Source organism: Coprococcus phoceensis (genome assembly GCF_900104635.1).
GTDB lineage: Bacteria > Bacillota > Clostridia > Lachnospirales > Lachnospiraceae > Faecalimonas > Faecalimonas phoceensis.
Map to the genome: position 1 here is coordinate 2,509,472 of NZ_FNWC01000007.1, position 13,247 is coordinate 2,522,718.

Genomic DNA, 13,247 nt, shown 5'->3' on the forward strand with positions numbered 1-13,247 from the left:
TTCATTATCTTCTCACCGCCTTGCCATCTTCAATGATAATCATTTCATCCGCCATCTGGGCAATCGTTTCATCATGGGTAATCATGATAAGCGTCTGCCCGAAATCCGACACGCAGCTTTTCAATAGGCTCATAACCTCTAGCTCAGTCTGGGAATCAAGGTTTCCCGTCGGCTCATCCGCCAAAATTATCGCCGGTCTTGTCACCAATGCCCTGGCTATCGCAGTTCTCTGTTTCTGTCCACCAGACAAAGCAGACGGCATCGCATCTTTCTTATCCTGCAGTCCGATTTTTTTGAGAATATCTTCCACTTCCCGCGGCTTTACCTTGCGATTATCAAGTCCCAGCGGAAGAACGATATTCTCCCACACATTCAGCGATGGAATCAGATTAAAATCCTGAAAGATAAATCCTATCTTCTTTCTTCGAAACTGTGCCAGTTTATCATCTTTTCGAGAATAGATATCGGTTCCATCAATCCATACTTTGCCGGAATCCGGTCTGTCAAGCCCTCCAATCAGATGCAGAAGTGTAGATTTTCCGGAGCCGGAACGTCCTACGATAGCTGTAAACTTGCCTCTCTCTATCTGTAAACTTGTATGATCCACGGCTCTCACCTGATTCTCGCCTTCTCCATAATACTTTACTAGATCTTCTACTTTTAAAATACTACTCATATCTTCAAGTCCCCTTTCCATTTCATACCCCTACTATAACATTCCTGCATTACAAAACCCTTACAACAACCATAACAGTTTTGTAAGGGTTCCGACTATTCTCCTATTATGAGCGGCAGTGTCACTTTAAATATCATACCTTTCTCAGCCTTTCTTTTGGCTGCTATTGTCCCCCCCTGTTCTTCTATGATCTTTCTGGCAAGATACAGACCGACACCCGCTCCGTCTTTTACCTGTTCCTTTGCTTTCCTTCCCCGGTAAAATCTCTGATAGATCTTATGCAGTTCCTCCGCAGGAATGCCCATTCCTTCATCTTCTACTTCAATAAGCACATTGCTTGCTAGCTCCTGCGTCCTCACTGTAATCGTTGTATGTTCCGGTGAATATTTGACTGCATTCTCAAGGATATTCGTTAATGCTTCTACCGTCCATTTTGAATCATGGTTCACAACTATATCATCATCCATCTCCACCTGAATGGAAATATCTTTTCCTCTTGCCTTCATATAAATCTGACTGACAGCCTCTGTTAGCGTTTTCTTCAGGCTTTCATGAAGCGAATGTATCTGGATCATATGTGTTTCCAGCCTTGAAAGATTTACCAGTTCATTCAAGAGCTGTTCCAGTTTGGTAAGTTCCTGTGATTCCTGCTCCAGAAACTCCCTCTGTTCTTCTCCTGTAACCCGATTTTCTGCCACCAGCTCATGACTCATCCGGAGTGATGCAAGCGGAGTCTTCAACTGATGGGAAATATCTGTAATCAGACTCTTCGTACCATTTTCTTCCTGCTCCAGACGTTCCTTCAAATCTTCGAAATATTGCCCCAGCTCCTTTACAGATTCCCACACCTTTAACCATTGTTCCGATTCTGATGTTTCTTCAGGATATGTTTGGAATTTTCCTTTTCTGAATTCCTGCAGACATTCATATAATTGCTGTAATTGTTCCTCATCACCGTATCTGCTCCAGTTTTTTCTTCGGTCCAGGTACAAGAACAGGCTACATACTATGACTCCCACTAGTAATCCAATTCCCCAGATAATCCTTATAACCACATCTGAAGATCCACTCCCTGAGTGATAACCATAAGTTTCTTCCAGCATCTGTACGACTCTTTCTATCTTCTGATCGTCCCGGTCTCTTATAAAATCTACTGTTCCTGACTTTTCCCAGATTGCAACTATTTCCCCTTCCAGTTCAGGATGTTCTGCAAGGAGCAGTGCTATCTGCGTTGCTTTCGCATTTTCCTCATACTTTGTTATCAGATACATTCCTACTGTAAAAAATACTGCAAAGATTACATATACGATAAAATACCGTTTTAATTTTTGTTTACCTTTCCGGTCCATATATATCCCAGTCCTCTCACATTCGCTATCTCTTCTGTTCCAAGTTTATTCTTCAGTCTGCTTATATTGACAGTAACCGTATTATCATCGACAAATTGACCGTCTATATCCCATACATGCTCCAGGATACTTTCTTTTGAAACAATCTGTCCTGCATTCTCCCAGAGATACAGCAACAGAGAGAATTCTTTCTTACTTAAAGTAACTGGTTCATCCCCTTTATACACCTGCATCGTTTTCATATGCACCGTAATCTCTCCGGAAGACATAATCTGTGCCTGTACCTTAGAAAGCCGTCTCATCAATGCGTTCACCTTCGACACCAAAGCCATCAGTGAAAATGGTTTGGTAATATAATCATCTGCCCCTGTATCATAACCATTTACAATATCTATTTCCTGATCCAAAGCCGTAAGATAGATAAGATATGTATCTCCACCTGCACGTACCATCCTTCCAAAATCCAGTCCTGTACCATCCGGCAATGTAATATCGCTGATAACAAGAGCATAATCTCCTTTTTGAAATGCTTCTTTTGCTTCCTTTATTGTATAAACCTGACGAACCTCATACCCTTCCCGTGAAAGTAACAGGGCAATTCCCCGATTTAGATTCAAGTCATCCTCCAGTAATAATATTTTCTGCATCAAATACTCCACCTCTATTTGTAATAACCTGTTCTTTTATCATATCAGTCCTATCTTTTGTCTACAATAAAAATAAAATTAACATACATACTTTTCCTTCATATGTTCAAGGATTTCACCGGATACTGCTTCAGAAATCGATCAATCCATTTCTGATTGCTTCTCTGTAACATCCGAAGTCTGGATAAAAGCTGTAGACAACTGCAGCTCTATGTTACTAAAGTCCTATCCATCAATACAGGAGTTATAGAATGCCGTGAAGATACCGTCAAATTCCATTTCAATAATATGTAGGCTGTCCATTGTGTGCTCCAGATAAGTCAGTGTTCCTCTATCCAAATCTATACTCGGCTTTCCTAGTGAGTTTGCTATTACATCTGGATTTGTAATTCCAAACATCTCCTTTATATCCGGCATAAGATAATCCACGATATCCGGCAGCCTTTTCTCATACGCCTGTGCCAGTTCAACTGCATGCTTCTCATAATCGGAATGTATACTGTCACAGACAAATTCAATCCCGTTTATTTCCATCTTATAGTAATCATTATTCTCATCATAGACAAACGCTGTACCCTTACTTTTTTTATTTTTTTCCAAAATCCCCATGATATATCTACACTTTCCCGGTTCTTCCGCCATACACAGTCTAAAAAACTGTAACTTAATGCTTACGTTTGTAAAAAATAACTCCTGCCAAAATCAATAAAATAATTCCAACTACAATCATAAAAATAAAATTATCACCATTTAACTTCCCTGCTATGAAAATAGAAGTCGGGCCATCCGCACCACCAATAACAGAAACGGCTGTGTTTTCTTTCTGCTTCAGTACAATGCCAATGACTGCCAATACAATTCCTAAAATTCCGGCTATGATTCCCAATCGCTTTTTCATTGCTACCACCTCAAATCATTTTTATCTGCTCAATCAAATGTAAATTGTTATGCAAGTATTTCTATGCAAATGAAGCATAGATAACCCATATTTCTGCAAACATTACCAATAAAAGTACACCATCTATCATCCAATTAAACTGAATGTCCGTTAAGAAAGTTTTTGAATGTGTCAGGCAATATTTTACTTTTTCTCGTCCAGTCAAAAAAGTGATAAGCACTTGTAATATAGGAAATAAAAATATTTGTATTTTTCTTCCATAATCATCCGCAATCCCATTTGCAAAATGTACTGGAATAATACTCGGTAAGAAAAATATACTTACAAGAGCAAGCAAAAATCCTATTATACAAATTATCCATGTGAATTTTCTAGTATTGATAAATTTCATAACAATCCTTCTTTCTGCTAAATTCAAGTTTTTCCAATACATAACACGTACTTACATTATACTCCTCACCAATGCAAACCTCAATTTATTCTCCATCCTTTTTCCCGTTATTAAGCTTCGGGCAGTAAAATGCCTTTACTTCCACCCCATCTTCCTCCGACTCAATTTCCACATAATAATCCCGGATAAAGTATCCCGCATTATGCTCCTGAATGGCGTACAGCTCCAATGTCTGAAAATCCACCAGTACCAGATCACGGGGCTTGGGTTTTTGCGTTTCCTCACAGAATACCTCCATGCTTTCCACCAGCTTATCCAGGCATTCCTGACACAGATGGTTCTGTACTTTTTTCACATCGAAGATACTATCTTCCCCGTAATCCACCGATACTTCGGAAATCCCGTAATCCGACATCTGCTCCGTATGGAAAAAGCAGCCGCCTTCTCCTGTCCCGGTATAACCCATATGCCCGTTTCCCTGCGGGCCGGTAAGATTCCCGTCCTCATCATGATTCCGGATATGCATATCCATCACATACCAGTGATTGGTACAGATCACTCCCAGATCGTCAAACTTCCGGAAATAATCCATCATACTCCGTTCATCGCTTCCACACAGCCAGCACTGTTTTGGATCTTTCAGCTTGCTTTCTACTGATTCAGGCACCTTTCTTTCTACCGGGTGATATTCCTGCTCCTGTGTTTTTTCAAGATAACCTGTCAGATCCAGCCGGCTGATTCCCAGTCCGATCAGAATTCCTGACGCACATGCCAATAATCCCACATATCCCTTTTTCATATTATAGTCATCCTTTAAGAATTAGTTTTATAATGCTTTTAGGATTACTATATCAAATCTTGCAATCACTTTCATCATAAATCGCATATTTTTATGTGTTTTATTGCATATACAGCTTTCAAAAAAACTGCCTGCGGCAATTTCGCAGACAGCTTCTATTTCATCATCTCTTCAATTATCACATCCAGCATCCGAAGCACGCTTTCCTGCTTCTTCGGTGTGAGCCTTTCCAGCTTTCCTTCCACTACAGAAGTATGTTCCATTCTGGTAAGAGGAATCACTTCCTTCAGCACTTCATTCGGTTCCGCACCTAATACATTCAACAGCTTTACAAATGTTTCCATCGTAGGTGTTTTCACTTCCCGCTCAATCGCACCCAGATGGTTGGTACTGATATCCACCAGTTCAGCCAGTCTCTCCTGCGTAATTCCTGCCTCTTCCCTGTACCTGCGGATTGCCTTTCCCATTCCTTTCACACGCACACCTCCTCCTTCCAGTATTCACTAACGCTTAAAGCATTAGTCATGTAAATCCAGTATAATTGGTTGCAAATCACGCTTACAGTATCCATAAGGATTGCATTTATAACGCTTTTAGCGTTGGTCACATTTTTGGCACTCCATCGTCTGTAACTGGCACAGTCCTGCGATTGTAGCGGTAATTTACCCATGTTAAAATTGATATTGTCAAAATTATATGCAGAACGAAACGCAGCACTGCCGTATGGGAAGCCTCTCCTGCGGCAAATAAGCTGCGTTTTTTCTGTAAGATAGGAGGATCTTTACAATTTCATACTTTGATTTAGGACGCAGCCTGCATTGACCGGGCTGCGTCCTTTCTTGAGGCAGGAAAACCATAAGCAAAGGCAGGGGAGGTAATTCTCCTGCCGCTCTTATAAAAAGGAGGTACTTTTACGTGAAACACAAACTGAAAAACGCTCCGCCGGACACAAAACGGCATGTCAATTATGGCAGATGCCTGTATGCTGCATTTCTGGCTGTCACAGTCCTCTGCGGATACACACAGCCGGTTTTTGCCGCTACCATCTGGACCAAAGCCAATGAGATCATGAAGGATGTCTATAACCAGATTATCCTCATTTCCACCATTGCTGCAGTCGTAACGGCATCGGTTGCCCTTCTGATGATGAATTTTTCCAAAAGCGGAAAAACCGTGGACGAATCACGTGCATGGCTCAAGCGTATCGTCATTACCTGGGCGATCTTAAACGGGCTTGGCTTTATCATGGCTTACATCACCCCGTTCTTTGCAGGCGGAAAATGGAACGGATAGACGAAAGGAGATGCCACTATGGGAATACTTGACGGAATCGTGGAATGGATTGCCGAACAGGTCATGAACATTCTGGATCTGATCACCACTTCAGTCCTCGGTGCTCTGGGCTGTTCCATGGATACGTTTCTTCGCTACTTTCCTGCTGCCGAGACCATGTATCAGGTCTTTCTGGCACTGGGCATCGGGCTGATCCTCTTAAACTGGGTATGGCAGCTCTTTAAAAATTACTTTATGGGAGCCGGTATCGAAGCGGAAGATCCCATTAAGCTGTCCATCCGTTCCTTCCTCTTTATCTTTCTCACCTTCTATGCGAAAGATATTGTGGATCTGCTCCTGAAGATTTCAGGAACACCGTACAACTGGATTCTGACGGAAGACCTGCCGCCTTTAAAATTTGCGGATTTTAACTCCGTAGTCACAGTCATCCTGGGAGTCTGTGCAAATGGGGCGGTAGCCATCATTGCACTGATTCTGGTACTGATTCTGGCGTGGAACTACATCAAACTGCTCTTTGAAGCGGCAGAACGCTATATTCTTCTGGGGGTACTGGTCTACACAGCCCCGGCAGCTTTTTCCATGGGTGCCAGCCAGTCAACCGGAAATATCTTCAAAAGCTGGTGCCGGATGCTTGGCGGCCAGTTCTTTTTGCTTCTGATGAATGCGTGGTGCCTGCGGCTGTTTACTTCTATGGTCGGCACCTTCCTTGCCAATCCGTTATCCCTATAAGAAAGGAGGACCAAAATGAAACTTAGAAAGAAACTCATACCATTCCTGGTACTAACTGCCTGTCTGGTACTGTTTTGCTCCATGCCGGTCTTTGCAGCGGAGCTTACGGAAGCAGACGTGGAAGCGGCAGTTGCCAGTCAGGGAAAGGAAGCGGTAACCGGAAATGTCTTCGTCTGGTTCCTGTGTGCCATTGCCTTTTTAAAGGTATCCCAGAAAATTGATTCTTTTCTGGCATCGCTTGGCATCAATGTCGGCAATACCGGAGGAAACATGATGGCTGAACTTCTGATTGCAGGACGGAGCCTGACCGGTTCCATGCGTTCCCATGGTGGTGGCGGCTACCACAAAGCCTCTTCTCCCGGAAGTGCGGCTGTCGCAGGAAGCTTCCTATCCGGCGGGCTTGCCGGGGCAGTGGGAAGACAGGTACAAAGAGAAGCGGTCAATTCCGCAACCGGTTATACCGAACACAGCAGTATCGGAAACATGCTCTACCAGTCATCCCTGAACAAAGGCGGAGACTTTGCCAATCAGGTCATCAGCAACATTGCACAGGGAAATTACGGTCAGGTAGGTTCCATCAAGGGAGCAGACGCACAGAAAGCCTTTACTTCCTATATGGGCATCAATCCGGGCGGCGGTTCTTCCTATGATAATGTAGAAATCGGTGGCGGAAGGATCACCGGTACCGAAACCGGAAGCTCCGGAAACCGGGATTTTGCCCTGTACCATGCCGACCAGTATGCAGCTCCTACTCAGGGCTCCTACTCTACGGTACAGTCCGTGGATGGTTCCACCTGGTACAAGCAGTATGCACAGGATACGGTCGAAAAAACACCATATACTTCCGGCAGCGGCAAAGTAGCCTACAATGAATCCATTGTCCAGAAACTGCCGCCAGCCCCACAGCGAAAGGAGCGTATGTAACATGCCAAAAACAGCCTTGATGGGCAGTCCTCTTGCTGTCATCGGTACAGTATTCCGGCACAGGCGCACCCTTGCGAAAACTGGAGCAGCCGTCGGCGGTGTACTGATGCTTCCCATTCTGTTCCTTGTCATGCTTCCGGGACTCGTCTTCGGAGACCTCTCTGAAAATACCGGAGCACTGACCAGCAACACGGTAATCAGTGAAAATATCCGGGCTTCCAATCAGGCAATCGTGGAGGTGCTTCAGGAAAGCCATGATGCACTGCTTGCTAAGATCAATGCGGAAATTGCCAGACTCCCGGAAGGAGATACTGCCTCTATCAGCGATCCTTACGCTTCCAGTATCATCGTAAATGCGAACCAGCTCATCGCACAGTTTTGTGCCAGCCAGGATGACTATAAAAATATAAATATCAGCAAACTCAAAAGCCTGATCCGGGAAAACGAGGACGGGCTTTTTTCTTATGACGTTACTTCAGAAACGGCCACGGTGGAAGTTCCGGCGGAAGAGGAAAATGCACCACCCAGAAAGGTTACTTTTACCCGCCATACCTACACGGTCAGCTATGCCGGAGATGCCTACTTTGCAGATCACGTCTTTCATCTGACCGATAAGCAGAAAAAAACGGCAGACAGTTATGTGGAAAACCTGACCATGTTCTTTGGCGGCTCCGCTTCCGGTCTTGCCATGGCGGTAGGTGTCAGCGATGAGGTGCTGGCTTACCGGGCTACCATCCAGCAGGTCGCACAGAAATACGGCATGGAAGCTTATGTGGAACTCCTCATGGCAGTCATGATGCAGGAAAGCGGCGGGCGTGGAAGCGATCCCATGCAGGCGGCAGAAGGCGGCTTTAATAAGAAATACCCCCATGTCCCCAACGGCATCACCGATCCTGCTTATTCCATCGAATGTGGGATTCAGGAATTAAAGTATGCACTGGATAAAGCAGGATGTACCGGACCTACCGACCTGGACCGCATCAAGCTGGCGCTTCAGGGTTACAATTACGGCTCCGGCTATATCGACTGGGCAATGGAACGTGACGGCGGTTATACCAAAGAAAACGCCATTGCTTATTCGGATATGATGTGTGCCCGTCCGAACTGGCATTATGACCGGTATGGGGACAAGGAATATGTGGAGCATGTTCTCCGGTATTATCAGATTACCAATACCGGCGGAAGCTATCCGGCAAACGGAATGCAGATTCCGCACTATCTCCAGACCGATTACGGGAACATTCCTTATGGCGGCGGCTCCATCGCATCTTCCGGCTGCGGGCCTACCAGCTTTGCCATGATCGCCAGCTACCTGACCGGGAATACCATTACCCCTCCGGATGCGGTGGCATGGTGCGGGAATTCCTATTACAAGCCGGGAGTTGGAACCTACTGGAGCTACTTTCAGGCTGCAGCCAGTCATTTCGGCTGTGGCAGCGTCACACAGACCAGCAATGCCAATACGGTACTTCAGGCACTCTCCGAAGGCTGTCCGGTCATCTCCTCTCAGCGGGCAGGACTTTTCACCAGCGGCGGACACTTCATCGTACTCCGAGGTGTTACGGCAAACGGCAAGGTACTGGTCAATGATCCCAATGACAGTGACGCAAAGAACTATATTAACCGTGAATTTGATATAATGTCGGAAATCCATGCTACGGCAAATGCCTACTGGATCTTCGACAAAAAATAAAGGAGCCATTATGAACAGAACAAAAGTGATTCTTTCCATTTTTCTGATGCTGTTTCTGCTGCTTGCCGGACTGGTTCTCCCCAGTTTCTGGAAAAGCCAGAAAAAAGAAGCTTCCGGAAACAAAGGCAGGGAACCGGCAAAGGAAACAACAGAAACAAATTCTGATACCCCCATGCCGGAATATCTGGATTTTGATGCTTTAAAAGCATTTTTCTCCGACAGCCAGATTGCTTCTCTCAAAGGGCAGTTTCCTGTCTACCTAAAAGAGTATGTCAAAAAAGAACAGACAAGCATCACCTTCCTGCCGGAAAAAACCAGCTACCCTACCGAAACAACCGTCTGCCTGATGTTTTCACTTTCCGATCAGGATACGCTTCCGGTTACCTATCACACCCCGACGGGTGTGTTTTTATTTGGAGAAGACGGGGTACAGGTCTCTGCAGATACGACTGTTTACGAAAAGCAAACCGATGATTCCCTGCCGTCCCTGACTTCGCAGGACATTGAACACCTGCAGGAAGGCGGGTATCCGGATACTTCTGACAGCCCGGAAGCTCCGGACACAGAATCCGGCAGTGCCTCTGTGCCTTCCGAAGATGCGAAAGATACGAAAAAGGAGGTGCAGCCATGACACAGCCAGAAGAAACACCGGTTTCCTTTATCCCTTCCAACTTCATTGAGAAAGGCAAGATCCTAAACGGAACTTTTGACATCCGCAATGCCATAGAAAGCATTGTTCTTTCCCTGGCAATCGGTATCCCTGTTTTCCACCTGCCGCTGTCCCTGACTGCCCGCATCATCATTCTCTGCATGACCGCACTTCCAGCGGCAATGGTAGCCCTGATTGGAATCGGCGGGGAGAGCATCACTGCCTTTTTGATGAATGCCCTGCGTTTTGTAGTGAACCGCAGGGTAATCTGGAGGTCCGACAGTCTTCCGGAAGGAAAGCCACGCAGGAAACCACGTTTCAAAGAGCCAAAGACAAAGGAACACCGGAAAGCAGAAAAAATGGCAGAGCCTTCCAAAGTAATGGCATCGGCTCCCCCACAGTCTGAACCGGACGCACCAGCTCCGCCAAAAAGTAAAAAAAAAGAACACCGGCAGTTTGATACCTCCACCAAGCGGGGCATCAAAAAACAGGCAAAGGAAGATATCCGTTATCTGAAGTGGGAGCAGAAAGAAGCCAGCCGACAGAAAAAAGAGGCGGCGAAACAGATAAAAATACAGAAAAAAACGGAAGCCCGGAGACGAAAGGAGGAAGAAAAACGGGCAGTTTCCGAAAAGCGGGCTGCAAAAAAAGAGCAGAAAAAAAAGGTGGTTTCCAAGGAGGACACCTCATCTGCCACGTCAAAACCCGTTTCCCGGAAAAAGCGAAAGAAAGACCAGACCTTGGAGGATTATCTTCCGGTGGAAAAAATCGCAAACGGAATCGTCTATACCACAGACGGACGGTACGTGAAGATCCTGGAGATTGAACCAATCAACTTTCTGCTTCGAAGTGCCAGGGAACAGCAGGGCATTATCTACAGCTTTATCAGTTACTTAAAGATCAGCCCTGTCAAACTCCAGATCAAGATGATCTCCAAAAAAGCAGACATCAATAAGCATCTGGAGCAGTCCCAGCTGGAGCTGGAGCGGGAAACCGATCCCCACTGTCAGGAACTGCAGCGTGACTACATCCAGTTTGTCCAGAACTTAAGTTCCAGAGAAGCAGTATCCAGACGGTTCTTTCTGATCTTTGAATATGAACCATTCAACGCAAACCGAAAGGAAGAGGAACGGGAAATCCTTGCTGCTCTTGAGACAGCCTCCCAGACCGCCAAAACCTTTCTATACCAGTGCGGGAATGAAGTGGTCTCCCATGACAATGAGGATGAATTTACTACGGATGTTCTCTACACCCTTTTAAACCGTACCCTTTGTACGGAGGTTCCGCTTTCGAACCGGATCAGCACTGTACTGTCCGCCTATACAAAGGAAAATCGCATGGAGGAACTGGATCACATCCGGATCAACGAGTTTCTCGCACCGGAAAGTGTGGATTTCAAGCACTCCCATTATGTGCAGATCAATGGGCTTTACCATTCCTACCTGCTTGTGCCGTCTGACGGCTACAAAAACCGGGTAACTCCCGGATGGCTGTCACTCCTTGTCAATGCCGGGGAAGGGATTGATATTGATTTCTTTCTCCAGAAACAGCCAAAGGACAAGATTCAGCAGCGTCTCGGTCAGCAGATCCGTATCAACCGTTCCAAATTAAAGGATGCGTCCGATACCAACACTGATTATGACGATCTGGATTCTGCCATCCGCTCCGGATATTTTCTGAAGCAGGGACTTGCCAACAACGAAGATTTCTATTACATGAATCTTCTCATCACCATTACTGCTTCCACGTTGGAAGAACTGCAGTGGCGGATTCAGGAAATGAAAAAGCTCCTGATCTCGCAGGATATGAACTTACACTCCTGCTACTTTTTACAGGAGCAGGGATTTTTATCCTCTCTGCCGCTGGCAAATCTGGACAAGAAGCTTTTTAAGCTGTCCAAGCGGAACGTACTGACTTCCGGGGCGGCAAGCTGCTATCCCTTCGTCAGCTACAGTATCTGCGATGATAACGGAATCCTCTTTGGGGTAAACAAGCATAACAATTCCCTGGTCATTGCGGATATCTTTGATTCCAGGCAGTACAAGAACAGCAACATCTGTATCTTAGGCTGTTCGGGAGCAGGAAAGACCTTCACCATGCAGACCATGGCACTAAGGATGCGAAGAAAAGGCATCCAGGTGTTCATCATCGCTCCGCTAAAGGGACACGAATTTTACCGGGCTGCAAGGAATGTCGGCGGAGAATTTATCCAGATCTCTCCTGCCAGTAAGAACTGTATCAACATCATGGAAATCCGGAAGGTAGACAATTCTGTAAATGAACTGCTGGACGGACCGACACTGGATGCCTCCGCACTGGCAGGCAAGATCCAAAGGCTTCACATCTTCTTCAGTCTGCTGATCCCGGATATGTCCCATGAGGAGAAGCAGCTTCTGGATGAAGCCCTAATCAAAACCTATGCCAGAAAAGGGATTACACATAAAAATGAATCCCTGACAGATCCGCAGCATCCGGAGCAGTACAAAAAGATGCCCATTCTGGAGGATGTCTACAATGTCCTGCTGGAAAGCGAGGATACCAAACGTCTGGCTCATATCCTGAACCGCCTGGTTCACGGTTCTGCTTCTTCCTTTAACCAGCAGACCAATGTGGACCTGACCAATAAATATACGGTACTGGATATCTCCGAACTGACCGGTTCCAGCGATCTTTTAACGGTCGGCATGTTCGTTGCCCTGGATTATGTCTGGGATAAAGCGAAGGAAAACCGTACCGAAGAGAAAGCCATCTTTGTCGATGAGGTCTGGCAGCTCATCGGTGCATCCAGCAACCGGCTTGCAGCGGAATTCGTACTGGAGATTGCCAAGATCATCCGTGCTTACTCCGGAGCCGGCATCTTTGCCACACAGGATTTAAACGACTTCTTTGCTCTGGATGACGGGAAGTACGGCAAGGGTATCATCAATAACTGCAAGACCAAGATTATCCTGAACATGGAGGATGAAGAGGCACAGCGGGTGAAGACTATCCTGCATCTATCGGAAACAGAAGTAATGAACATCACCCATTTCCAGCGGGGCAACGGTCTGATCTCAACCAACAACAATAACATCACTGTGGAATTTAAGGCTTCCAATCTGGAAAAGGAGCTGATTACCACAGATCGGCAGGAGCTTCTGGAAATCCTTGCGAAACAGAAGAAACAGGCTGTGTAACTTTTGGCAGCACTGACGCTGCC

General features: G+C 45.7%; 14 protein-coding genes. 6 read left to right on the forward strand and 8 right to left on the reverse strand.

The genetic code is table 11. The features are described from left to right. Nucleotides 1-4 precede the first annotated feature (4 nt). The 8 genes from BQ5364_RS15475 to BQ5364_RS15510 all read right to left on the reverse strand — a co-directional run bounded on the left by BQ5364_RS15475 (nt 5) and on the right by BQ5364_RS15510 (nt 5,227). On the reverse strand, nt 5-676 hold the full coding sequence (locus BQ5364_RS15475) for an ABC transporter ATP-binding protein (RefSeq protein ID WP_172676439.1): 672 nt from the start codon (nt 674-676) through the stop codon (nt 5-7). Between the two features lie 95 nt (nt 677-771). Continuing rightward, nucleotides 772-2,025, reverse strand: a complete 1,254-nt coding sequence (locus BQ5364_RS15480) for a sensor histidine kinase (RefSeq protein WP_005333534.1) — start codon at nt 2,023-2,025, stop codon at nt 772-774. After that, complete coding sequence (locus BQ5364_RS15485; RefSeq protein WP_005333533.1) at nt 1,998-2,672, reverse strand: response regulator transcription factor; 675 nt, start codon at nt 2,670-2,672, stop codon at nt 1,998-2,000. The genes BQ5364_RS15480 and BQ5364_RS15485 overlap by 28 nt, the downstream gene beginning before the upstream one ends. A gap of 225 nt (nt 2,673-2,897) precedes the next feature. Further along, nucleotides 2,898-3,272 (reverse strand): hypothetical protein, encoded by a 375-nt coding sequence (locus tag BQ5364_RS15490; protein ID WP_330383125.1) that lies wholly within the window; start codon nt 3,270-3,272, stop codon nt 2,898-2,900. A 64-nt stretch (nt 3,273-3,336) separates the two neighbouring features. Continuing rightward, the gene (locus tag BQ5364_RS15495) at nt 3,337-3,570 is read right to left on the reverse strand and encodes an LPXTG cell wall anchor domain-containing protein (RefSeq protein WP_005333531.1); all 234 of its coding nucleotides are present in this window, start codon (nt 3,568-3,570) and stop codon (nt 3,337-3,339) included. Between the two features lie 61 nt (nt 3,571-3,631). Next, complete coding sequence (locus BQ5364_RS15500; protein ID WP_022415592.1) at nt 3,632-3,961, reverse strand: DUF1648 domain-containing protein; 330 nt, start codon at nt 3,959-3,961, stop codon at nt 3,632-3,634. An 85-nt stretch (nt 3,962-4,046) separates the two neighbouring features. Beyond that, nucleotides 4,047-4,760, reverse strand: a complete 714-nt coding sequence (locus BQ5364_RS15505) for a hypothetical protein (RefSeq protein WP_005333529.1) — start codon at nt 4,758-4,760, stop codon at nt 4,047-4,049. Nucleotides 4,761-4,915: 155 nt separating this feature from the next. Beyond that, entirely contained in the window at nt 4,916-5,227 is a 312-nt protein-coding gene (locus BQ5364_RS15510; protein ID WP_179960461.1) for a helix-turn-helix domain-containing protein, read from the reverse strand. Nucleotides 5,228-5,675: 448 nt separating this feature from the next. On the opposite strand from BQ5364_RS15510, the gene BQ5364_RS15515 reads away from it, so the two are divergent. The 6 genes from BQ5364_RS15515 to BQ5364_RS15540 are packed head-to-tail and all read left to right on the forward strand — an operon-like array spanning nt 5,676 to nt 13,224. Further along, on the forward strand, nt 5,676-6,053 hold the full coding sequence (locus BQ5364_RS15515) for a hypothetical protein (RefSeq protein ID WP_005333524.1): 378 nt from the start codon (nt 5,676-5,678) through the stop codon (nt 6,051-6,053). Between the two features lie 18 nt (nt 6,054-6,071). Then, nucleotides 6,072-6,782, forward strand: coding sequence for a hypothetical protein (locus BQ5364_RS15520; RefSeq protein WP_005333522.1), 711 nt, complete (start codon nt 6,072-6,074; stop codon nt 6,780-6,782). Between the two features lie 15 nt (nt 6,783-6,797). Beyond that, on the forward strand, nt 6,798-7,706 hold the full coding sequence (locus BQ5364_RS15525) for a hypothetical protein (protein ID WP_005333520.1): 909 nt from the start codon (nt 6,798-6,800) through the stop codon (nt 7,704-7,706). Nucleotide 7,707: 1 nt separating this feature from the next. Next, nucleotides 7,708-9,399: a lysozyme family protein gene (locus BQ5364_RS15530; RefSeq protein WP_071144621.1), complete on the forward strand. Its 1,692-nt coding sequence runs from the start codon at nt 7,708-7,710 to the stop codon at nt 9,397-9,399. 10 nt (nt 9,400-9,409) lie between these two features. Beyond that, nucleotides 9,410-10,030, forward strand: a complete 621-nt coding sequence (locus BQ5364_RS15535; RefSeq protein ID WP_023921583.1) for a DUF5038 domain-containing protein — start codon at nt 9,410-9,412, stop codon at nt 10,028-10,030. Continuing rightward, on the forward strand, nt 10,027-13,224 hold the full coding sequence (locus BQ5364_RS15540; protein WP_021651850.1) for a TraG/VirB4 family ATPase: 3,198 nt from the start codon (nt 10,027-10,029) through the stop codon (nt 13,222-13,224). The genes BQ5364_RS15535 and BQ5364_RS15540 overlap by 4 nt, the downstream gene beginning before the upstream one ends. Nucleotides 13,225-13,247: the final 23 nt, after the last annotated feature.

Bases quoted from the DNA above. Each gene is read 5' to 3' on its own strand.
- BQ5364_RS15475 (WP_172676439.1), bottom strand. From the start codon at position 676: ATGAGTAGTATTTTAAAAGTAGAAGATCTAGTAAAGTATTATGGAGAA.
- BQ5364_RS15480 (WP_005333534.1), bottom strand. From the start codon at position 2,025: ATGGACCGGAAAGGTAAACAAAAATTAAAACGGTATTTTATCGTATAT.
- BQ5364_RS15485 (WP_005333533.1), bottom strand. From the start codon at position 2,672: ATGCAGAAAATATTATTACTGGAGGATGACTTGAATCTAAATCGGGGA.
- BQ5364_RS15495 (WP_005333531.1), bottom strand. From the start codon at position 3,570: ATGAAAAAGCGATTGGGAATCATAGCCGGAATTTTAGGAATTGTATTG.
- BQ5364_RS15500 (WP_022415592.1), bottom strand. From the start codon at position 3,961: ATGAAATTTATCAATACTAGAAAATTCACATGGATAATTTGTATAATA.
- BQ5364_RS15505 (WP_005333529.1), bottom strand. From the start codon at position 4,760: ATGAAAAAGGGATATGTGGGATTATTGGCATGTGCGTCAGGAATTCTG.
- BQ5364_RS15510 (WP_179960461.1), bottom strand. From the start codon at position 5,227: ATGGGAAAGGCAATCCGCAGGTACAGGGAAGAGGCAGGAATTACGCAG.
- BQ5364_RS15520 (WP_005333522.1), top strand. From the start codon at position 6,072: ATGGGAATACTTGACGGAATCGTGGAATGGATTGCCGAACAGGTCATG.
- BQ5364_RS15525 (WP_005333520.1), top strand. From the start codon at position 6,798: ATGAAACTTAGAAAGAAACTCATACCATTCCTGGTACTAACTGCCTGT.
- BQ5364_RS15530 (WP_071144621.1), top strand. From the start codon at position 7,708: ATGCCAAAAACAGCCTTGATGGGCAGTCCTCTTGCTGTCATCGGTACA.
- BQ5364_RS15535 (WP_023921583.1), top strand. From the start codon at position 9,410: ATGAACAGAACAAAAGTGATTCTTTCCATTTTTCTGATGCTGTTTCTG.
- BQ5364_RS15540 (WP_021651850.1), top strand. From the start codon at position 10,027: ATGACACAGCCAGAAGAAACACCGGTTTCCTTTATCCCTTCCAACTTC.